Source organism: Acidiphilium sp. JA12-A1 (assembly GCF_000724705.2).
GTDB lineage: Bacteria > Pseudomonadota > Alphaproteobacteria > Acetobacterales > Acetobacteraceae > Acidiphilium > Acidiphilium multivorum.
On sequence record NZ_JFHO01000094.1, the window covers coordinates 24,544 to 44,614 of the forward strand.

General features: G+C 69.3%; 18 protein-coding genes and 1 pseudogene. 6 read left to right on the top strand and 13 right to left on the bottom strand.

All coding sequences use genetic code 11. The features are described 5' to 3' along the window. Positions 1–11 precede the first annotated feature (11 nt). Together RT91_RS16030 and RT91_RS16035 are read right to left on the bottom strand one after the other, a co-directional pair. Positions 12–1,031, bottom strand: a complete 1,020-nt coding sequence (locus RT91_RS16030) for a substrate-binding domain-containing protein (RefSeq protein WP_007423991.1) — start codon at positions 1,029–1,031, stop codon at positions 12–14. Further along, positions 1,028–1,807 carry an ATP-binding cassette domain-containing protein gene (locus RT91_RS16035; protein WP_007423993.1) on the bottom strand — a complete coding sequence of 260 codons (780 nt, stop codon included), beginning with the start codon at positions 1,805–1,807 and terminating at the stop codon, positions 1,028–1,030. The genes RT91_RS16030 and RT91_RS16035 overlap by 4 nt, the downstream gene beginning before the upstream one ends. Positions 1,808–2,089: 282 nt before the next feature. On the opposite strand from RT91_RS16035, the gene RT91_RS16040 reads away from it, so the two are divergent. After that, a complete protein-coding gene (locus tag RT91_RS16040) occupies positions 2,090–2,842 on the top strand; it encodes an SDR family oxidoreductase (protein WP_035188419.1) in 753 nt (250 codons plus the stop codon). Then, positions 2,842–3,660, top strand: a complete 819-nt coding sequence (locus RT91_RS16045; protein ID WP_035188448.1) for an amidohydrolase — start codon at positions 2,842–2,844, stop codon at positions 3,658–3,660. Before RT91_RS16040 ends, RT91_RS16045 begins: the two co-directional genes overlap by 1 nt. A 111-nt stretch (positions 3,661–3,771) precedes the next feature. On the opposite strand, the gene RT91_RS16050 is transcribed toward RT91_RS16045, so the two are convergent. Genes RT91_RS16050 through RT91_RS16065 form a run of 4 tightly spaced genes read right to left on the bottom strand, consistent with a single transcriptional unit; the run spans position 3,772 to position 8,030 of the window. After that, the gene (locus tag RT91_RS16050; RefSeq protein ID WP_035188422.1) at positions 3,772–4,665 is read right to left on the bottom strand and encodes a sugar kinase; all 894 of its coding nucleotides are present in this window, start codon (positions 4,663–4,665) and stop codon (positions 3,772–3,774) included. Further along, positions 4,665–5,846 carry a mannonate dehydratase gene (gene uxuA, locus RT91_RS16055; RefSeq protein WP_013640421.1) on the bottom strand — a complete coding sequence of 394 codons (1,182 nt, stop codon included), beginning with the start codon at positions 5,844–5,846 and terminating at the stop codon, positions 4,665–4,667. Before uxuA ends, RT91_RS16050 begins: the two co-directional genes overlap by 1 nt. A gap of 20 nt (positions 5,847–5,866) precedes the next feature. After that, a complete protein-coding gene (locus RT91_RS16060; protein WP_035188425.1) occupies positions 5,867–7,264 on the bottom strand; it encodes a mannitol dehydrogenase family protein in 1,398 nt (465 codons plus the stop codon). After that, a complete protein-coding gene (locus RT91_RS16065; RefSeq protein ID WP_012039678.1) occupies positions 7,257–8,030 on the bottom strand; it encodes an SDR family NAD(P)-dependent oxidoreductase in 774 nt (257 codons plus the stop codon). Before RT91_RS16065 ends, RT91_RS16060 begins: the two co-directional genes overlap by 8 nt. A 137-nt stretch (positions 8,031–8,167) precedes the next feature. Between RT91_RS16065 and RT91_RS16070 the strand changes: the two genes are divergently transcribed. After that, the gene (locus RT91_RS16070) at positions 8,168–8,962 is read left to right on the top strand and encodes a GntR family transcriptional regulator (protein WP_012039679.1); all 795 of its coding nucleotides are present in this window, start codon (positions 8,168–8,170) and stop codon (positions 8,960–8,962) included. Between the two features lie 101 nt (positions 8,963–9,063). Next, positions 9,064–10,575, top strand: coding sequence for a UxaA family hydrolase (locus RT91_RS16075; protein WP_035188428.1), 1,512 nt, complete (start codon positions 9,064–9,066; stop codon positions 10,573–10,575). Positions 10,576–10,658: 83 nt separating this feature from the next. On the opposite strand, the gene RT91_RS16080 is transcribed toward RT91_RS16075, so the two are convergent. The 6 genes from RT91_RS16080 to bioF all read right to left on the bottom strand — a co-directional run bounded on the left by RT91_RS16080 (position 10,659) and on the right by bioF (position 17,387). Continuing rightward, entirely contained in the window at positions 10,659–11,375 is a 717-nt protein-coding gene (locus RT91_RS16080; RefSeq protein ID WP_035188430.1) for an ABC transporter ATP-binding protein, read from the bottom strand. After that, positions 11,368–13,167, bottom strand: coding sequence for an ABC transporter permease subunit (locus RT91_RS16085; RefSeq protein WP_012039682.1), 1,800 nt, complete (start codon positions 13,165–13,167; stop codon positions 11,368–11,370). The genes RT91_RS16080 and RT91_RS16085 overlap by 8 nt, the downstream gene beginning before the upstream one ends. Positions 13,168–13,200: 33 nt before the next feature. Continuing rightward, a complete protein-coding gene (locus tag RT91_RS16090; RefSeq protein WP_007423274.1) occupies positions 13,201–14,085 on the bottom strand; it encodes a branched-chain amino acid ABC transporter permease in 885 nt (294 codons plus the stop codon). 93 nt (positions 14,086–14,178) lie between these two features. Further along, positions 14,179–15,300 (bottom strand): ABC transporter substrate-binding protein, encoded by a 1,122-nt coding sequence (locus RT91_RS16095; RefSeq protein WP_007423275.1) that lies wholly within the window; start codon positions 15,298–15,300, stop codon positions 14,179–14,181. A 273-nt stretch (positions 15,301–15,573) separates the two neighbouring features. Next, positions 15,574–16,245, bottom strand: a complete 672-nt coding sequence (gene bioD, locus RT91_RS16100) for a dethiobiotin synthase (RefSeq protein WP_035188432.1) — start codon at positions 16,243–16,245, stop codon at positions 15,574–15,576. Continuing rightward, entirely contained in the window at positions 16,242–17,387 is a 1,146-nt protein-coding gene (gene bioF / locus RT91_RS16105) for an 8-amino-7-oxononanoate synthase (protein ID WP_035188435.1), read from the bottom strand. The genes bioD and bioF overlap by 4 nt, the downstream gene beginning before the upstream one ends. A gap of 87 nt (positions 17,388–17,474) precedes the next feature. Between bioF and bioB the strand changes: the two genes are divergently transcribed. Beyond that, positions 17,475–18,452 (top strand): biotin synthase BioB, encoded by a 978-nt coding sequence (gene bioB / locus RT91_RS16110; RefSeq protein ID WP_012039684.1) that lies wholly within the window; start codon positions 17,475–17,477, stop codon positions 18,450–18,452. Further along, positions 18,449–19,705: an adenosylmethionine--8-amino-7-oxononanoate transaminase gene (locus RT91_RS16115; protein WP_035188437.1), complete on the top strand. Its 1,257-nt coding sequence runs from the start codon at positions 18,449–18,451 to the stop codon at positions 19,703–19,705. Before bioB ends, RT91_RS16115 begins: the two co-directional genes overlap by 4 nt. 20 nt (positions 19,706–19,725) lie before the next feature. Here the strand turns inward: RT91_RS16115 and RT91_RS16120 are convergent. Further along, positions 19,726–20,071, bottom strand: a pseudogene (locus RT91_RS16120) (TOP6B-like family protein); the annotation flags it as partial.

A 20,071-nucleotide genomic window follows, 5' to 3' on the forward strand; every position in this document is an offset into this window, starting at 1 on the left:
GCCAGTCTCCCTCAGCCCGCGGGGTTATACTTGGGCGCGTACTGGCGGATCGCCGCCGTCGCCTGGCTGGAGCCGAGATTCTTCGGCGTCAGCAGGAAATACGGCGTGTTGATCCGCTTCGGCAGCGTCTTGCCGTCGAGCTTGTCGAGCAGCGCGACCACCGCGTAATAGCCCATGTCGTAGGGCGATTGCAGGATCGAGGCCTGGATGATCCCCGCCTTGACCAGCGCGATCTCGCCAAGATCGGCATCGAACCCGACGACCTTCACCTTGGCGTGCGCGCGCTGCACCGCCTCGGCCGGGCCGAGCGCCGCGCGGTCGTTCGCGCCGAAGATCACCTTGAGATGCGGGTATTGCGTAAGCATCGTGGTCGCGATCCGCAGCCCGGCGCTGACGTCGTTGTTGGAATACTGGATCGGCCCCATCTTCTTGATGTGCGGATAGGACTTCATCCCGAGCATGAAGCCTTTCGGCCGGGCGATTCCGGTCGAGGCGGTGTGGTTGAAGTCGACGATCGCATACTGTCCCTTGCCGCCCATCAGGTGGTCGGCCGTATATTTCGCGAGCGCCGCCGCGGCCCCGACATTCGAGGTGGCGAGGAAGCAGTCCGAAATGTTGGGCGACAGGCCGGAATCGACCGTCACCACCGGAATGTGATGCGCGAGTGCCGACTTCACCGGCTTGAGCAGCGCCTGCGGATTCTGCGCGGCGAGGATGATGCCGTCAGTGCCTCCTGTCACCGCGTTATTGACCATGCCGATCTGCCCGGCGAGGTCGGTGCCGCTGGCCGGCGCCTCGAAGGCGACCGAAACGCCGAACTTCTTCGCCGCCGCGTCCGCCCCCTCGCGCACCGCGAGCCAGTAGGGCGAGGCGTTGGATTTCGTGATGAGCGTGAAATGATAATGCTTCGCCGGCTTGGCCGGCACCGGCAGCGAATGAACGGTGGGCGCGGCCGCCATGGCCGGCGCCGCCGCCATGCCGCCGAGCAGCGCGACCGCCGCGGCACCGAGCAATGTCTTGCGTAGTTTCATGGATGTTCCCTTTCGGCTTCGTTGGTTTCGGCATCCGCATAGCCGGTCATGTAGCGGATCAGTTCGGTCTGCGACGTCTCGGCCGAGCGCGCGTCGAACACCTTGCGCCCGCGATACATCACCATCACCCGGTCGCAGACCTTGAGGATCTCGACGAGGTTGTGGCCGATGAACAGCACGCCGATCCCCTCGCCGGCGAGCTGCCGCGCCATCTTCAGCACGTTCTCGGTTTCCATCACGGCGAGGGCCGCCGTCGGCTCGTCCATGATGACGACCTTCGCCCGCCAGTAGAGCGCGCGCGCGATCGCCACCGCCTGGCGCTGCCCGCCGGAAAGGTCGAGCACCCGCGTCATCGGATCGGGAATGTGGCTTTCGATCCGCGCCAGCAGGGCGGCGATCTCGCCATGGATCTTCCGCTCGTCGAGCATCGGCACCAGGCCCATGAAACGCCGCATCGGCTCGCGGCCGAGAAAGATGTTGGCGCCCACATCGAGATGATCGGCAAGCGCGAGGTCCTGGTAGATCGTCTCGATCCCCGCATTGCGCGCATCGCGCGGCGAGCGGAACGACATCTCCTCGCCGCCGAGCCGGATCGAGCCGGAATCGGCCCGGTGCACGCCGGAAATCACCTTCATCAGGGTGGACTTGCCGGCCCCGTTGTCGCCGACCACGCCAAGCACCTCGCCTGGGGCCACTTCGAGCGACACGTCGCGCAGCACCTCGACCGCGCCGAACCGCTTGTCGACGCCGCGCACCTCAAGGGCGGGCACGCTCATGCCGAGATCTCCGTTCCGACCGGCGCGCCCGTTCCGGGGTCGTTCGCTCGCATCGTTGTTCCTCCCCTTCGCCGAAGGCGTCCGCCATCGGCCATTGGGGTGCAGAATATCGATATGCAGCAACGCTGACAAGCGGGCCGCCGCCGCCGGCGCCTCACCATCGCGGCATCGCGCGCCGGCTTGCGCGGCCCGCGGCCGGTTGATAGCGTCCGCGCCGGCGATGCCGATTTCGTTTCTATACAACAACGATATCTGGCACGACCCGCAGGGAAGGGAGCAGCAATGGAGCTTGGGCTCAAGGGAAAGATCGTCATCGTCACAGGCGGCGCCTCGGGAATCGGCGCCGCGGTGGTGGACACGCTGGCCGGCGCCGGTGCCGTGCCGGTGGTGCTCGACCGCGCCGCAGCACCCGGCGAGCATCACCGCCTCGACCTGACCGATGCCGCCGCCTGCGCCGGGGCCATCGCCGCCATCGCCGCGCGCCACGGCCGGATCGACGGGCTGGTGAACAATGCCGGCGTGAACGATCGCGCCGGGCTTGGCGGCACGCTCGATGCAGCACTCGAAGCCTTCCGCGCCTCGCTCGAACGCAATCTCGTGCAGTGCTTCACCCTGATGCATCTCTGCCTGCCGCATCTGCGCCAGTCGCGCGGCGCGGTGGTGAACATCGCCTCCAAGGTCGCCCTCACCGGCCAGGGCGGCACCAGCGGCTATGCCGCGGCCAAGGGCGGCCTGCTCGGCCTCACCCGCGAATGGGCCGCCGAACTCGCCGCCGAGGGCATACGGGTCAACGCCGTCCTTCCCGCCGAGGTGGCCACGCCGATGTACGACCAGTGGCTGTCCGCCCAGCCCGACCCCGAGGCCCGCCGCGCCGCCATCACCCGCACCATCCCGCTCGGCGCGCGCATGACCACGCCGGCGGAAATCGCGGCGAGCGTCGTCTTCCTGCTCTCCGCCGCCGCCTCGCACGTCACCGGCCAGCATCACGTCGTCGATGGCGGCTATGTCCATCTCGACCGCGCGCTGACCGCATGATGCGCATCGACTCCCACCTCCATCTCTGGTCGCCCGCCCGCGGCGACTATGGCTGGCTGACGCCGGACCTGCCGATCTGCCGCGAGATCACGCTCGACGAGGCCCGCCGCACCGCGACGGGGATCGACGCCGTCATCCTCGTCCAGGCCGCGCCCACCGAGGCGGAGACGCGCTTCCTGCTCGACATCGCCGCCGGCGCCGGCGGCTTCGTCCGCGCCGTGGTCGGCTGGACCGATCTCGCGGCGGACGATGCGCCCGCCCGCATCGCCGCCCTCGCGGGCGAACCACGCCTCGCCGGCCTGCGCCCGATGCTGCAGGACATCGCCAATCCCGACTGGATCCTGCGCCCGGAGATCGAACCCGCCCTCGCCGCGATGGAACGCGCCGGGCTGGTGCTCGACCTGCTGGTCCGCCCCGCGCACCTGCCGCGCTGCGTCGAACTCGCGCGCCGGCATCCCGGCCTCGCCATGGTGCTCGACCACGCCGCCAAGCCGTCGATCCCGCAGCGCGGCCACGCCGCCTGGGCGGAGGCGCTGCACCGCCTCGCCGCCGACACGGCGATCGCCTGCAAGCTCTCCGGCCTCATCACCGAGGCGGCGCCTGGTGCCGGTTTCGACGCGCTCGCCCCTTATGTCCGCACGGTGTTCGACGCCTTCGGCCCAAGCCGGATTCTCTGGGGCAGCGACTGGCCGGTGCTCACCCTCGCCGCCTCCTACGATGCCTGGCGCGGCGCGGCGGAAGCCCTCACCGGGGTGATGGCGCCTGATGCGGTGGACGCGGTGTTCGGCGGCAACGCCGCGCGGATCTACCGGGGCTAGAGCATCATCCGATCAGATGGAGTCATCTGATCGGATAAAGATGCTCGATTTATCAGCATGATAGGGCACTACATCCGATCCAAAAGGATCGGAAAGTGCTCTAAGCGCGGCTCACGCCTCGTCGGCGATCAGCGCGCCGCGCGTCAGCACCGCCCGCGCCGCCACCGCCTGCGCCGCCGCCACCGCGGCCGCGGGCGCCATGCCCTGCAACCGGCAGGCGAGGAAGGTGCCGTTGAACGCATCGCCCGCGCCGGTCGAATCCACCGGCGTCACCACCTCGCGCGGCACCACCTCGAAGCTCTCCGCGCCAAAGCGCCCCAGCGTCGCCGCCGTGCCGTTCTTGACGACGACATCCCGCACCCCCGCCGCCGCGAGCCGCGCGACCGTCGCCGCCGGCGCCGCGTCGCCGAACAGGGCCGCCTCGTCCTCGAAGGTCGGCAGCGCGATATCCACGAGCGGCAGCACGCGCCGGATCATCTCCCGCGCCTCGTCGGCGTCGCGCCACAGCGCCGGGCGGTAATTGGTATCGAAGGCGATCTCGGCCCCCGCCGCCCGCGCCGCGCCGAGGGCGTCCAGCAGCGCCGCCCGCCCCGCCGGCGGCAGGATCGCCAGCGTGATGCCCGAGACCAGCACGAGCCGCGCGCCCGCCAGCGCCCGTGCGAGGAATGCCGGATCGTCGGCCAGATGCGTCGCCGCCGACTGCCGCCGCCAATAGGCGAAGGACCGCTCGCCCGCCTCCACCCGGATCACGTACAGCCCGACCGACGCGCCCTCGACCCGCCGCACGAAGGCGGCATCGATCCCGGCCGCCTCGATCCGCGCGCGCATCGCGTCCGACATCCAGTCGGTCCCGATCGCGGTCACGTAGCGCACCGGCACCGCGCCGCGCAGCCGCACCCGCGCCGCCCAGGCGGCGTTGAACGTATCGCCCGCGAAACCGAGCGCGTAGCCGCCCGCTTCGTTCGGCGCGAACTCCGCGAGGCATTCCCCGATGGCGGTGAACATCACGCCGCCGGCGCCAGGGCTTCGAGCGCGCGGATCACGCCACGCAGCTCCGCCAGCCCGCGCAGCCGGCCGATATAGGAATAGCCGGGATTGACGCGCCTGGCGGCATCGGCCGCGAGCAGATGCCCGTGGTCCGGCCGCAGCGGGATCGACGCCCGCCGCCCCGCCGCCGCCGCCTCGCGTTCCTCGCGCAGCAGCAGGGCGAGCAGGGCCACCATGTCGGTCCGCCCGCCGAGATGCGGCGCCTCGACGAAGGACCCGTCCGGCTCCACCGTCACGTTGCGCAGATGCGCGAAATGGATGCGGCTGCGGAACGTCTCGGCGATCGCCAGCACGTCGTTATCCGCGCGCGACCCGAGCGACCCGGCGCAGAGCGTCAGCCCGTTCGCCCGCGAGGGCACCGCCTCGAACAGCGTCGCCAGATCCTCCAGCGTCGAGACCACGCGCGGCAGGCCGAACAGCTTCACCGGCGGGTCGTCGGGATGGATCGCGAGCCGCACGCCGAGTTCCTCGGCCACCGGCACCACCTCGCGCAGGAAATCGACCAGATTGGCGCGCACCGCCGCGTCGTCCAGCCCGTCGAACCGGGCGATCTCGGCGGCGATGGTCTCCCGCGTCTGCGCCGCCGCCCCGCCCGGCAGGCCGGCGATGATGGTCCGCTCCAGCCGCGCCAGCGCCGCCGCGTCGCACGCCGCCATCCGCGCCTCCGCCTGCGCGACCAGCGGCGCCGGATAGCACGACGCCGCCCCGGCGCGGCGCAGCACGAAGACGTCGTAGCCGATGAAATCCACCATGTCGAAGCGCAGCGCCTTCGCCCCGTCCGGCATCTCGTGGGCAAGTTCGGTGCGCGTCCAGTCGATCACCGGCATGAAATTGTAGCAGATCACGCCGACCCCCGCCCGCGCCACCGCGGCGAGCGAGTCCTTCCACACCGCGACGAGACGCGGCCAGTCATGGTCGCGGCACTTGATACCGGTCGGCACCGGGATCGACTCGCACACGCTCCAGCGCAGCCCGGCGGCCTCGATCGCGTCGCGCCGCGCCTGCGCCGCGGCGACAGGCCAGGGCTCGCCGGGCGGAATGTCGTGCAGCGCCGTCACCACGCCGGTCGCCCCCGCCTGCCGCACATGCTCGAGCGGGATCGGATCTTCCGGCCCGAACCAGCGCCAGGTTTCTTCCATCGCCCTGCCCTTTCCCCTTGTCAGTCCGGCGCGCGGCAGAGCGCGTCGAGCCGCGCCGCCAGCCCCTGCCGCGCCATCGCGCCGCATTCCTCGGCGATCATGCCCCGAAGCGGCGGCGCGCGCCACTCGTCGGCGGCAAAAACCTCGCGCCGGGCGAGCCCGTCGAGCGGGTCGCCGCCCGCCGCCGCGCCGCGCAGCCAGGCGGCGATGACCGCGATCAGCACCGGCGAGGCCCGCCCCGCGCGCCAGCGCTCGAGGCAGGGCAGCAGGATTCGCTGCGGCAGTTTCTGCGCCGATCCCAGGGCGATCTGCGCCAGTTCGTGCCGCAGCGCCGTGTTGCCGAACCGCGCCCGCAGCCGCGCGCAATAGGCGGCGGCGTCGGTCTCCGCCGGCAGCGTCGCCGCCATCTCCGCCCAGAACCGCGCCAGCACCGGCGAGAGCCGTTCATGCGCCACCGCCTCCGCCACCGTGGCGCAGCCGAGCCCCGGCCCGATCGTGGCGAGCATCGTGTGCGCGCCGTTCAGCAGCCGCAGCTTGCGGCGCTCATGCGGCGCGACGTCGGTCACGAACCGCGCCCCCGCGCGCTCCCAGCCGGGCCGCCCGGTCGGGAACCGGTCCTCGATCACCCATTCCGCGAAAGGCTCGCCGACCACCGGTGCGGCATCGGCGCAGCCGAGACGGGCGGCGATCCGCGCCCGGTCCTCCGCCGTCGTCGCCGGCACGATCCGGTCCACCATGCTCGACGGGCAGGCCACTTCCGCCGCCACGAAATCGCCGAACCCGCGATCGCGCCGCGCCGCCATCCGCGTCACCGCCGCGTGCAGCACACGTCCATTGCCGGCGAGATTGTCGCAGGAGAGCAGCGTGAACGGCGCGATCCCCGCCCGCCGCCGCCGCCACAGCGAGGCGGCGAGCAACCCCGGCACGCTGCGCGGCGCGGCATCCGGCGCGGCGAGATCGTGGGCGACATCCGCATCGCCCTCGTCGAGCTCCCCGCGCGCGACATCGCAACCATAGCCGCGCTCGGTGATGGTGAGCGTGACGATACGGATCGCCGGATCGTCCAGCGCCGCCAGCACCGCGCGCGGCGCATCGGCGCCGGCGAGAATGCCCCGCAGCGCGCCCACCACCCGCAACGCCTCTCGCCCGCCCTCGCGCAGCGCCAGCGTGTAGAGGAAATCCTGCGGCGCCAGCGCGTCCCGCGTGCCCGCGCTGCGCAGCGAGGCGCCGAGAATCCCCCACGCCGTCTCGCCCGCCGCAAGGCAATCCTCGGTGAAGGCCGCCTGGTGCGCCCGGTGGAACGCGCCTGGGCCGAGATGCAGGATGCCGGTCCGCACCGCATCGCGGTCATAGCCCGGGCGGGCGATGTCCGCCGGCAGCGACGCGAGCCGCGCCGGAGATAACGGCCCGTCAGTCAAACTGCAATCCGCCGTTCATGTCGATCACCTCGCCGGTGATCGAGGCCGCCAGCGGCGAGGCCAGGAACATCACCGCATGCGCCACTTCCTCCGGCCGGCAGAACCGGCCGACGGGGATCTGCGCAAGCTGTTCGGCGCGCTGCGCCTCGGTCAGCATTTCCGACACCATCGGCGACATCACGTAGGCCGGCGCGATGGCGTTGACGGTGATCCCCTCGGCGGCCACCTCGCGGGCGACCGAAAAGGTCAGCCCCACCAGCCCCGCCTTCGACACCGTATAGGCCGTGCCCGCCGTCAGCCCGCCGCATTTCGCCGCGTAGGAGGCGATATTCACGATCCGCCCCCAGCCCTTCCGCCGCATCGCCGGCAGCAGGGCGCGGGTGAGCAGGAAGGCGCCGTCGAGATTCACCGCCTGCACGCGCCGCCATTCGGCGAGATCGGTCGCGTCGATCTTGCGGTTCGAGAGAATGCCGGCATTGTTGACGAGAATGTCGGCGCCGCCCTTATCGTTCACGACGGCAGCCGCCGCGGCGATGGCGTCCGGATCGCCGAGATCGGCCACGACCACCCGCGCCGCAGCGCCGAGTTCGGCGCCGGTCGCGGCCAGCTTCCCGGCGGCGATGTCCACCAGCACGAGCACCGCCCCCTCGGCCGCGAGCGCGCGGGCCACCGCCGCGCCGATCGCGCCGCCGGCGCCGGTGACGACCGCAACCCGCCCCTCCAGCGCCCGTTTCATGTTCCCCTCGCGCGCCGGCAGACCGTCCATGTATCGACCCTCCCGAAATACCGGTATATTGGTAAATCACGACTGTCAAACATGTCGCGCCCCCGGTATGATCGGTGCAAAACGCCTTGCGTCCATGCCGGTCAGATCCTTCCGGGCGCACCACGTCAGGGAGATTCATGCCGCGCCCCCGCAAGCAGCCCGCCGAAACCGGAAACCCCGCGGCGGAAGATCCGTTCCTCGCCTCGCTCGGCGCGCTCCGGCTCGACCCCGCGATCGGCAAGACCGCGCAGATCTACACGATCATCCGCAACGGCATCGTCCAGCTCAAGCTGCCGCCCGGGGCGGCGATCAACGAGCGCGAAATCTGCGCCCGGCTCGGCATCTCGCGCACGCCGCTGCGCGAGGCGATCCTGCAGCTCGCGGCGGAAAACCTCGTCACCGTGGTGCCGAGTTCGGGCACCAGCGTCGCCCCCATCCATATCCAGGACGCGTTCGACGGCCAGATGGTGCGCGACGCGCTGGAGATGCGCGTGGTGCGGCTCGCCGCATCGCGGATGAACCTCGCCTTCGAGCGCGCGCTCGCCGCCAACATGGCCGCCCAGCGCAAGGCTTCCGCCGCCCGCGATTTCGACGAGTTCTATCTGCTGGACGAGGATTTCCACCGCCTCATCAGCGAATGCGGCGCCTCGCCCACGGTCTGGCGCATCATCAACGGCGCCAAGGCGCAGCTCGACCGCATTCGCCGCCTCGGCTTCCCGCGCCCGCACCACGCCGAAACCGTGCTCGCCGAGCACCAGGCGATCTTCGACGGGCTGATGCGGCGCGATTCCGAGCGCGCCGCCGCCGCGATGCAGACGCATCTCGACCGGGTGTTCGAAACCGTGCGCCTGCTGATCGCCGAGCGGCGCGACTATTTCTCGCCCGATGCCGGCGAGGTGGCGCAGCGCGCGGGACGGCCGGCCGGCGCTTGACCGGCTTGCCGTTTATCGGAAAAATACATACCGGTATATTTCATTCAACGACCCGGGGCGGACCACCGCCCCGCGCCAGGGCGAGAAACGGAACCAGACCCATGAACGCTCCCACCACCGTGCGCCTGAACGACGCCGACAATGTCCTCGTGGCGATCGAGCCGATCGCATCCGGCACCGGCGTCGCCGAGGGCCTGGTGACCTCGGCGCGAATCCCCCGGGGGCACAAGATCGCCGCCGCCCCGATCGAGGCCGGCGCGCCGGTGCGCAAGTTCGGCCAGATCATCGGCTTCGCGAAGGAGGCCATCGCGCCCGGCGCCTGGGTGCACGAACACAATGTCGAGGTTCACGAATTCGCGCGCGACTACACGCTCGGCGAGGTGAAGCCGGTCGAACCCGTCGCCGCGCCGGCGACGTTCATGGGCTTCCGCCGCGCCAACGGCCAGGTCGGCACGCGCAACTACATCGCCATCCTGAGCTCGGTGAACTGTGCCGCGACCGTCGCCCGCCAGATCGCGCTGCGGGCGGAGCGGAGCGGGCTGCTCGACGGGTTTCCGAATGTCGACGGCATCGTTCCGCTCACCCACGGCACCGGCTGCGGCATGGCGGCCGATGGCGAGGGCTACGAGCTGCTGGAACGCACGCTCTGGGGCGCGGCCTGCAACCCGAACGTCGCCGGCGTGCTGTTCATCGGCCTCGGCTGCGAGGTGCTGCAGATCGCGCGGATGACCGCCCGCTACGGGCTGAAGGACGATCCCCGCTTCCACTGGATGACGATCCAGGACTCCGGCGGCACGCCCGCGACGATCGAGGCCGGGCTTGCCGCGCTGCGCGAGATCCTGCCCCGCGCCGACGCCGCGCGGCGCGAGCCCCTGCCCGCCTCGCATCTCATCCTCGCCCTGCAATGCGGCGGGTCGGACGCCTATTCCGGCCTCACCGCCAACCCCGCACTCGGCGAGGCGGCGGATATCCTGGTGCGCCACGGCGGCACCGCGATCCTGTCGGAGACGCCGGAAATCTATGGCGCCGAGCATCTTCTCGTCCATCGCGCCGCGAGCCGCCGCATCGCCGACGACCTGCTGGCGCGGATCGACTGGTGGCGCGACTATCTCGCCCGCACCGGCGGGCAGATGAACAACAACCCCTCGCCCGGCAACAAGGCCGGCGGGCTGACCACCATTCTCGAGAAATCCCTCGGCGCCGTCGCCAAGGGCGGCACCACGCCGCTCACCGCCGTCTACCGCTATGCCGAGCCGGTCACCGAGCGCGGCTTCGTCTTCATGGACACGCCGGGCTACGACCCGGTCTCGGTCACCGGCCAGGTTGCCGGCGGCGCCAACATCCTCTGCTTCACCACCGGCCGCGGCTCGGCCTTCGGCTGCAAGCCGGTGCCCTCGATCAAGCTCGCCACCAACAGCGATCTCTACCGCCGCATGGAAACCGACATGGACATCGATTGCGGCGACATCCTCTCCGGCACGACGATCGCGCAAAAGGGCGAGGAAATCTTCCGCCACCTGCTCGACGTCGCCTCCGGCGCGCGCACGAAATCCGAACGGCTCGGCTATGGCGACAACGAATTCGTGCCCTGGCAGGTCGGCGCGGTCATGTGACCGCCAAGTGAGGTTTCATGTGACAGCCAGGCGAAGTTTCGTGTGACCGCCTGGCGAAATCTCATGTGGCCGCGGCGCCGGCGTCAGTGGGCGCCAGCACCCAGCATCGCCGCGCGGAACCCCTCGTCCGCGCGCAGCGCCTCGCTCGTGTCCGCCCGCACGATCCGCCCGGTCTCCAGCAGATAGGCGCGATGCGCGACCTTCAGGCTGAGATTGACGTTCTGTTCGACGAGCAGCACCGTCATCCCCTCGGCGTTGATCCGCGCGATCGTCGCGAACACCTGCTTGACGATGACCGGCGCGAGGCCCAGCGAGGGCTCGTCCAGCATCAGCAGGCGCGGCTTCGCCATCAGCCCTCGGCCGATCGCCAGCATCTGCTGCTGCCCGCCGCTGAGCGACCAGCCCATCTGCGTGTAAAGCCGCTTCAGATCGGGGAAGATTTCGAGAATCCCCTCGATGTCCCGCTCGGTTTCGGCGCGCGACACCTTCCGGTTCGACGTGCCCATGATCAGGTTCTCGCGCACGGTAAGCCCCGGGAACACGTGCCGCCCCTCCGGCACATGCGCGATGCCGCGGCGGACGATCGCCTCCGGCGCCATCCGGTCGATCCGCTCGCCCTCGAAACGGATTTCGCCGCGCGTCGGGTGCAGCAGACCGGAAATCGTCTTGAGCGTGGTCGACTTGCCGGCGCCGTTCACGCCGAGCAGGGCGACGACCTCGCCCGCGCGCACCTCGATGCTGATATCGTGCAGGGCGGTCACCTGCCCATAGCGCGACTGGATGTTGCTGACCTCAAGCATATTCGACATCGTCACCCAGATACGCCTTCATCACGGCAGGATCCGACAGCACCTGCTTCACCGAACCCTCGCTGATCTTCTGGCCGAAATCCATCACATAGGCCCGCGTCGCAACACTGGAGACGAAGCTCATGTCGTGCTCGATCAGCAGCATCGTCATCCCCCGCGCATGGATCCGGTAGAGGATCTGCGACAGCACCTCGGTTTCCTCGTGGTTCATCCCCGCCGCCGGCTCGTCGAGCAGCAGGAGTTCGGGGCCGGAGACGATCGCCCGCGCGATCTCGACGATGCGCTGCTGCCCGTACGGCAGGTTCTTCGCCTTCACGCCGAGCCGGGCGAAACCGAGGAAATGCAGCGTTTCCCTCGCCTTTTCCATCGCCTCGCGTTCCTCGCGATAGCCGCGCGGCCGCGAGAGCAACGCGCCCGCAAGCCCGACCGTGCCGCGCCGGTAATAACCGACCGCCACATTTTCCAACGCGGTGAGTTCGGGGAACAGGCGGATGTTCTGGAAGGTGCGGGAAATGCCGAGCCGGTTGATCCGCGCCGGGCCGAGATTGGTGATCTCCTTCCCGTCATAGACGATCGATCCCGCCGTCGCCGTATAGATCCCGCTCAGCACGTTCAGCACCGTCGTCTTGCCCGATCCGTTCGGCCCGATCAGCACCGCGACATCGCCCCGGTTGACCGTGAGCGACACGCCGTTGACCGCCTTGATGCCGCCGAAATGCTTGGCCAGATCGCGAATTTCCAGAAGCGGCCGGTCCGAGGCCACCGGCCGCTCGGGCACGGCGCCGGCCTCGAGATGCGCCACCTCTTCCTCGTCAGAGCGCCGCCGGCCCGCCACCAGCGTCGCCACCGCGCCGACGCCGCGGAGCAGCAACCCGTACAGCCCTTCCGGCATGAACAGCACGACGACGACGACCAGCACGCCATAGACCGCGATGTAATAGGCATGCAGGAAGCGCAGCACTTCCGGCAGGAAGGTGATCAGCCCCGCACCCAGCGTGGTGCCGACGATCGAGGCCTGCCCGCCCACCAGCGCCATCGCGAAGAACGAGACCGACTGATAGAAATTGAAGACGTTCGGGCTGATATAGAGCGAGCCGGAAGCGTAGAGAATCCCGCCCATCGCGGCGAGCGCCGCGGAGACGGCGAAGGCGAGAACCTTGGTCCGGAACAGGCTGATCCCGTTTGCCGAAGCGGCGATCTCGTCCTCGCGCAGGGCGAACAGCGCCCCGCCCAGCCGCGAATGGCGCAGGCGGAACACGACATAACTCGCCAGCACCAGCACCGCGACGGAGATGAAATAGAACCCGTGATCGCTGTTGATCGCGTAGCCGAACAGGCTCGGCCGGGGGATGTTGGAAATCCCGTCGGCGCCGTCGGTCACCGCGTTCCAGTTGTTCAGCACGAGTTCGGTGATGATCTGAAAGCCGATCGTCACCAGCGCGAGATAGTGGCTGGCGAGCCTGAGCGAGATCGCGCCGAGGAACAGGCCGAACCCGGTCGTCACCGCCACCGCCGCCAGCGCCGCGCTCCAGTAGCCGATGTGGTGGTTCACCGCGAGGATCGAGAACGTATAGGCGCCGATCCCGAAAAACGCAGCCTGCGCCAGCGAGATCTGCCCCGAATAGCCGAGCAGAACGGTCAGCCCCAGGGCCGCGACGGCGTAGGACAGCGAGAGGATCAGCAGCGTGAGATAATACGAGCCCAGCCGCCCGCCCGGCAGCAGGAAGGGAATCAGCACGAGCAGCGCGATGAAGGGCAGGAACTTGGCGATCGACCTGGTCATGTTGTCGTTTCCCTGAAGCCGCCGGCGCGCCGGTCAGACCTTCTGCGAGACTTTTTCACCGAACAGCCCGTATGGCCGGAAGATCAGGAACAGGATCAGCACGATGAACGGAAACGCATCACGATACGATCCCGAAATATAGGTCGCGCCGTAGGTTTCGATCAGCCCGATGCCGAGCCCGCCGACGATGGCGCCCTTCATGCTGCCGAACCCGCCGACGATCGCCGCGGCGAACGCCTTCAGCGCGATGGTCGAGCCCATCGTCGCCGTCACCGTGTAGACGGGTGCGATCAGCAAACCCGCCAGCCCGCCCAGCGCGGTGCTGATGGCGAATGTCAGCGCCGCCATCCACGCCACGCGGATTCCCATCAGCCGCGCGGTGTCCGGGTCCTGCGCCGTCGCCTGCAACTGCTTGCCGAGCTTGGTCCGTTCGAGGAACCAGTTCAGCAGCGCCACCATGGCGGCGGTGACGACGATGATGACGATATATTGCGGATAGACGTGCACGCCGAGCAACGCGACCGACTGCGCCTTGAAGATCGGCGGCAGCTGGTACGGGATCGGTCCATAGATCAGCAGGAACGCCTGTTCGAGAAAGACCGAGGCGCCGACAGTGGCGATCATCACCGGCAGGAAGTTGCGCGGCCGGTTGCGCACCGGCTGGAAGATCAGCAACTGGAACAGCGCGCCGACCACGCCGGTTCCCGCCACCGCGAGCAGAAGCGCGAGCCACCAGGGCAGATGCAGCACGACGACGAGGCTGACCATGAAATAGGCGCCGATCATCGCGAAATCGCCCTGGGCGAAATTCACCACGTTGACCGAGGTGTAGATCAGCACGAAGCCGAGCGCGATCAGCGCATAGATGCTGCCGACCGCAAGCCCCGCGATGGTCAGCTGGATGAATTCGGAGAACACGCAGACGATATCCCGGGCAGCTGGTTTTTCATTCCGTCACGATAACGGCGAACGCCGTCCGGGCCACGACCCTGCCCGGACGGCGCGCGGCCTTCAGCCGACGTATTTGATCGGGATGACCTTCTGGTGCTGCATCTTCACCACCCAATAGCCGTGCAGCCCGTCGCCGTTCGCGTCGAAATTGTAGGTGCCCTCGACGCCGTGATAGCCCTTCACCGCGCGAATGCCCTTCTGGATCGCCGCCGGCGCGGTGCCGTCCTTTGCGATCACCCGGCTCAGGACGTTCATCGCGTCATACACCCAACCGCCGAACACGTCGGGCTGGCTGTGATATTTCGCGACATAGAGCTTGGTGAACGCCTTCGCCGCGTCATTGCCGTCCGCCACGAAATCGGAAACGCCGTAGGTGCCGTCGACCGCCGACCCGGCAAGCTGGATGCACACCGCCGTCGCGATCGAGGTGGACCCGATGATCTTCACCTTGAGGTCGAGCTGGCGCAGCTGCTTGAGCATCTGCGCCTCGTCCTCCGAATTCGTCATGTAGGTGGCCAGCGTATCCGCGCCGGAGTTCTTGATCTTTTCAAGGAACGAGGTGTAGTCGCGCGTCGCGGTCGTGTAGCCCTGGTCGCTGACCACTTTCGCGCCGTCCTTCACGAGCGCCGCCTTGAGCAGCTGATTGCCGGCCGAGCCGAAGGCGTCGGTGTCGTAAAGAATGGCAACCTTCTTGCTGCCCATCGTCTTTACCGCATACTGGGCCATCGTCGCCGAGGCATAGGTATCGTTCGGGCGGAAGCGGAACACCCACTGGTTGCCCACATGCGTCAGCTTCGGATCGGTGCCGCCGATCATGGTCGGAATCTTGTAGCGCGCGACGTAAGGCAGCGTCGCCTGCACGATGGTGCTGCGGATCGAGCCGATGATCGCGACGATATTCTGGTTCGCCGCAAGTTTCTGATAGGCCGAGACGCCGGCCTGGTTCTGCCCGCGATCGTCCTCGACGATCAGCTTGATCTTCTTGCCGTTGATGCCGCCATGGGCGTTGATCTCGTCAACGGCGAGCTTCGCGCCATCGACCTTGTGCTGCCCGCTGAGCGCCGCCGGTCCGGTCATGTCCGCGATCATGCCGATCTCGATCGTGCCCGAGGCCGCGTGCGCGACACCCAGCCCGCACGACAGCGCAATCATGCCGGCGCCAAAAAGGAGTTTTCTGACCATTGGATTTGTTTCCCCTAGTGTTTGTGAATTTTCCGGACCGATCCGGGCCTGAAGCCACTTCCGTCGCGGTCGTGGCCCGCCGTGTCACGCCGGCGCCGGGCGAACCCGTGGGCCGTGCGGGAACGAGACCAGAACAGAAGCCACTCAGCCTGCCGCCTGCAAGGGCAATCGGGCACAAGAGCGCGCATCCGTCGGTCTCCCCATGCAGATTTTCAATAACCGGTATATAGGATTTCGGGGGGTGTCAACACGCCGTTCGTATCATCCGGCGACTCAGCGGCGGGCGGCCTCGTCGAGCCAGGCGTGCCAGTCCGGCGTATCGTCGATGAAGACCGGCGGCGGGGTGGCGCCGAGATGCCGCAGCAGCGACTCCCGCGTGCGCTCGACCGGCACCGGCAGCGGCTCCATCGGGTTGATCACGATCGCGGCAATCGCGATCTCCCGCGCGCGCAGCGCCTCGACGGTGCAAAGCGTGTGGCTGATCGTGCCGAGATAGCCGCCGGCGACCAGCACGACCTCGAGGCCGAGGGCGCCGATCCAGTCACGCACGGTGTGCGTTTCATCCAGCGGCACCATCGCGCCGCCGACCCCCTCGACCAGCATCGGGCCGGCCGCGCCGGCCATATCGGCCTGGCAGAAGGCAACAAGGTCGTCGAACGGAATGCGCCGGCCGCTGCGTGCCGCCGCCATGTCCGGCGAGATCGGGTCGGGAAACCGCCAGGGGCAGATTGCGGCGACCGCCTCGTCGTTCAGCATCGAACTGCCCATCGCCCGCAGCAGGATGCCGGCATCGCTCGACGCCGAGAGCGCCGGCTGGTAGCCGCTGGCCACCGGCTTGAGCGCCCGCGCGGGAACGCCGCCGGCCCGCCAGTGACGGATCATGCCGGCGGCGACATGCGTCTTGCCGATCTCGGTGCCGGAGGCGGTGATGAAGAAATGGCTCATGCGCTCACCATGATTCTGTCGCGGACAAGTTGGGCCAGACGGTCGATGTCGCCGGGCGCGTGGTCGGCGGTGAAGGCGAAGCGGAGCCGCGCCGTACCCTCGGGCACGGTGGGCGGGCGGATGGCGGCGACCAGGAAGCCCTCCCCCTCCAGCACCGCCTGGGCGGCGAGGGCGCGCTCGGCGGTGCCGAGCAGGAGCGGCACGATCGGGCTTTCGGCCGGCGGCAGGCCGAGGGCGGCGCAGAAGCGGCGGGCATGGGCGAGCGGGGCGGCGCACATTGCGGGATCGTTCGCGATCAGGTCGAGGGCTGCGATCGAGGCGCCGACCACCGCCGGCGGCAGGCCGGTGGTGTAGACGAAGCTGCGGGCACGGTTGCGGATCAGCTCGCACACCACGTGCGAGGCGCAGAGATAGCCGCCATAGCTGCCCACCGCCTTGGACAGCGTGCCCATCTGCAACGGCACGTCATGGCCGTGAGCCGAGCCGCGCCCTTCGTTGATGACGCCGATGCCGTGCGCATCGTCCGTCATCAGCCAGGCGTCATGCGCCTTGGCCAAGGCGAGCATCTCGCCGACGGGCGCGAGGTCGCCATCCATGGAGAAGACGCCGTCGGTCACCACCATCGCGTGGCGGGCGGCTTGGCGATGGGCGGCGAGGAGTTCGGCGAGATGCGCAAGGTCATTGTGGCGGAAGACGTGGAGCGCGGCGCCGGACAGGCGGGCGCCGGCCCAGATGCAGGCATGGGCGAGCTCGTCGACGAAGATCGCATCCTCCCGCGCCATCAGCGCCGGGATGATGCCGGTATTGGCGAGGAAGCCCGAGCCGAACACCACGGCGTCTTCCGTCTGTTTCAGCGCGGCGAGGCGCGCCTCGAGCGCGCAATAGAGCGGATGGTCGCCGGTGACGAGGCGGGAGGCGCCGGCGCCGGCGCCGTGGCGGCGGGCGGCGTCGATCGCGGCGTCGATCACCGCCGGGTGGGTGGAGAGGTTGAGATAGTCGTTGCAGGAGAACGAGATCAGCCGCTGCCCGTCGCGCTCCAGCACCGCGCCGGCGGCGCGGGCGGTCGGGCGCAGGCGGCGGCGGAGGGCGCCGGCCTCGAGGCGGGCGAGCTTGTCGGTCGCGAACTGGTCGAGCGTGGTCATCCTGTCTCAATCTGCCGCAAAAGCTTCACGAACGCGGATGCAGCGTTTATCACCGGTTCGACCCCTTGGGGCAAATCGGAGCTTGCCATGTCCATCGCACTCGATTCTTCCACCGCCACCGCCGCTGCCGCGCCGTCCCCGACGCGGGCGCGCATCGCCGCCCTGCTGGCGCTGCCGCTGCCCGAGCTGATCTTCCAGGCGCAGACGGTGCACCGGCAGCATTTCGACCCGACCCAGGTGCAGATTTCCACCCTGCTCTCGATCAAGACCGGCGGCTGCCCGGAGGATTGCGGCTATTGCCCGCAAAGCGCGGAATTCGACGTGGGGGTGAAGGCCTCGAAGCTGATGGACATCGCCCCGGTGCTGGAAGCGGCGCGGCGGGCGAAGGAGGCCGGGGCGCAGCGCTTCTGCATGGGGGCGGCCTGGCGCTCGCCCAAGGATCACGATCTCGACCGGGTGGCGGCGATGGTCGAGGGGGTGAAGGCGCTGGGGATGGAAACCTGCGTCACCCTCGGGATGCTGCGGCCGGACCAGGCGGCGCGGCTGAAATCGGCCGGACTCGACTATTACAACCACAATCTCGACACCTCGCCGGAATTCTACGGCAGCATCATCACCACCCGCACCTACCAGGACCGGCTGGATACGCTGGCGGCGGTGCGGGATGCGGGGATCAATATCTGCTGCGGCGGGATCATCGGGATGGGCGAGGATCTCGACGACCGGGCCGGGCTGCTGGCGACGCTCGCCGATCTCGACCCGCCGCCGGAGAGCGTGCCGATCAACGCGCTGGTCGCGGTGAAGGGCACGAAGCTTGGCGAGAGCGCGCCGATCGACCCGATCGATTTCGTCCGCACCATCGCGGCGGCGCGGATTTCCATGCCGAGATCCTGGGTGCGGCTGTCGGCCGGGCGGGAGGCGCTGAGCGACGAGGCGCAGGCGCTGTGCTTCCTCGCCGGGGCGAACTCGATTTTCTATGGCGACACGCTGCTGACCACGGCGAACCCCGCGGTCGCGCGGGACAATGCGCTGTTCGACAGGCTCGGGATGACGAAGCTTTCGTGAGCGACTGGCTGGAGCGCGGCTGGCGGCATGTCTGGCTGCCCTATGCGCAGATGCAGACCGCGCCGCTGCCGCTGCCGGCGGTGCGGACGGAGGGCGCAAGAATCCATCTGGCCGACGGGCGGGTGCTGATCGACGGCGTCGCCTCCTGGTGGACGGCGTGCCATGGCTACAATCATCCGCATATCCGTGAGGCTGTCGCGGCCCAGCTCGATTCGATGCCGCATGTGATGTTCGGCGGGCTGGCGCACGAGCCGGCCTATCGGCTGGCGACGCGGCTGGCCGGGATGATGCCGGACGGGCTGGAGCGGGTGTTCTTCACCGATTCCGGCTCGGTCGCGGTGGAGGTGGCGATGAAGGTCGCGGTGCAGGCGCGGCTCAATCGCGGCGAGCGCGGGCGGCACAAATTCCTTGCCTTCCGCGACGGGTATCATGGCGACACGCTGGCGACGATGGCGGTGTGCGACCCGGAGGAAGGGATGCACGCGCTGTTCGCCGGGCTGTTGCAGGAGCATGTGATCGCCCCCCTGCCCCGGGATGCGGAGTCGGAGCAGGTTTTCATGGCGCTGCTGGAGCGGCACGCCGGGGAGCTCGCGGGGATCATCGTCGAGCCGCTGGTGCAGGGGGCGGGCGGCATGGTGTTTCACGACGACGCCGTGCTGCGGCGGCTGCGGGCGGCGGCGGACCAATACGGGCTGACGCTGATCTTCGACGAGATCTTCACTGGGTTCGGGCGGACGGGAACGATGTTCGCCTTCGAGCAGGCGGGCGTCGTGCCGGATATCGTCACGTTGTCGAAGGCGCTGACGGGCGGCACCTCGCCGCTGGCGGCGACGGTGGTGCATCGCGACCTGTACGAGGCGTTTCTCGGCGAGGACCCGATGAAGGCGCTGATGCACGGGCCGACCTTCATGGCCAATCCGCTGGGCTGCGCCGCGGCGAATGCCTCGCTCGACCTGTTCGAGACCGAGGACCGGCTGGGGCAGGCCAGGCAAATCGAGGCCTGGCTGCGCGAGGGGCTGGAACCGTGCCGGGGGCTGCCCGGCGTGGTCGATGTGCGGGTGAAGGGGGCGATCGGCGTGGTGCAGCTGGGGCGGATCAAGAATCCGGCGGGGTTGCGGGAGCGGTTCGTCGCGCGCGGGGCGTGGATCCGGCCGTTCCGCGACATCGTCTATCTCACCCCGGCGCTGACCATCGCGCAGGATGAACTGGCGCGCCTGACCGGGGCGATCAGGGACGTTCTGGCAGAGGGCTGAATGTAAGCGCCGCCCCGGCGTTATCCGGACGGGCGGAGGGCGACGGCAAGCGGGGGAGATGGCGCCGCCCGATCCGCTGCCGGCGCGGAAGAGTGGTTGCAGGGCCGCTGCGAGGGCGTTCCGCTGGCGGGTTCGGGGCGGCGGAGCAAAATCGGTTGCGGGGCCAGCGCGGCCGGCAGCGGAATCCTGAGCAGGTGGCAGAGCGGGCGGACGGCGCGGCCGAAGCGCGGGTCGGCGGCGAGGATCGCCGCCATTTCGGGCTGGTTCAGCAGATGCGCGAGCTGGGAGGCGTAGCCGCGGATTTCGAATCCGCCGGCGGCGGCGCGGCAGGGCGGACGGCGCGCGCGGACGCGGCGCCGATCGGCG

Bases quoted from the DNA above. Each gene is read 5' to 3' on its own strand.
- RT91_RS16065 (WP_012039678.1), bottom strand. From the start codon at position 8,030: ATGGACGGTCTGCCGGCGCGCGAGGGGAACATGAAACGGGCGCTGGAG.
- RT91_RS16040 (WP_035188419.1), top strand. From the start codon at position 2,090: ATGGAGCTTGGGCTCAAGGGAAAGATCGTCATCGTCACAGGCGGCGCC.
- bioB (WP_012039684.1), top strand. From the start codon at position 17,475: ATGTCCATCGCACTCGATTCTTCCACCGCCACCGCCGCTGCCGCGCCG.
- RT91_RS16050 (WP_035188422.1), bottom strand. From the start codon at position 4,665: ATGTTCACCGCCATCGGGGAATGCCTCGCGGAGTTCGCGCCGAACGAA.
- bioD (WP_035188432.1), bottom strand. From the start codon at position 16,245: ATGAGCCATTTCTTCATCACCGCCTCCGGCACCGAGATCGGCAAGACG.
- RT91_RS16085 (WP_012039682.1), bottom strand. From the start codon at position 13,167: ATGACCAGGTCGATCGCCAAGTTCCTGCCCTTCATCGCGCTGCTCGTG.
- RT91_RS16075 (WP_035188428.1), top strand. From the start codon at position 9,064: ATGAACGCTCCCACCACCGTGCGCCTGAACGACGCCGACAATGTCCTC.
- bioF (WP_035188435.1), bottom strand. From the start codon at position 17,387: ATGACCACGCTCGACCAGTTCGCGACCGACAAGCTCGCCCGCCTCGAG.
- RT91_RS16080 (WP_035188430.1), bottom strand. From the start codon at position 11,375: ATGCTTGAGGTCAGCAACATCCAGTCGCGCTATGGGCAGGTGACCGCC.
- RT91_RS16035 (WP_007423993.1), bottom strand. From the start codon at position 1,807: ATGAGCGTGCCCGCCCTTGAGGTGCGCGGCGTCGACAAGCGGTTCGGC.
- RT91_RS16045 (WP_035188448.1), top strand. From the start codon at position 2,842: ATGCGCATCGACTCCCACCTCCATCTCTGGTCGCCCGCCCGCGGCGAC.
- RT91_RS16030 (WP_007423991.1), bottom strand. From the start codon at position 1,031: ATGAAACTACGCAAGACATTGCTCGGTGCCGCGGCGGTCGCGCTGCTC.
- RT91_RS16095 (WP_007423275.1), bottom strand. From the start codon at position 15,300: ATGGTCAGAAAACTCCTTTTTGGCGCCGGCATGATTGCGCTGTCGTGC.
- RT91_RS16070 (WP_012039679.1), top strand. From the start codon at position 8,168: ATGCCGCGCCCCCGCAAGCAGCCCGCCGAAACCGGAAACCCCGCGGCG.
- uxuA (WP_013640421.1), bottom strand. From the start codon at position 5,846: ATGGAAGAAACCTGGCGCTGGTTCGGGCCGGAAGATCCGATCCCGCTC.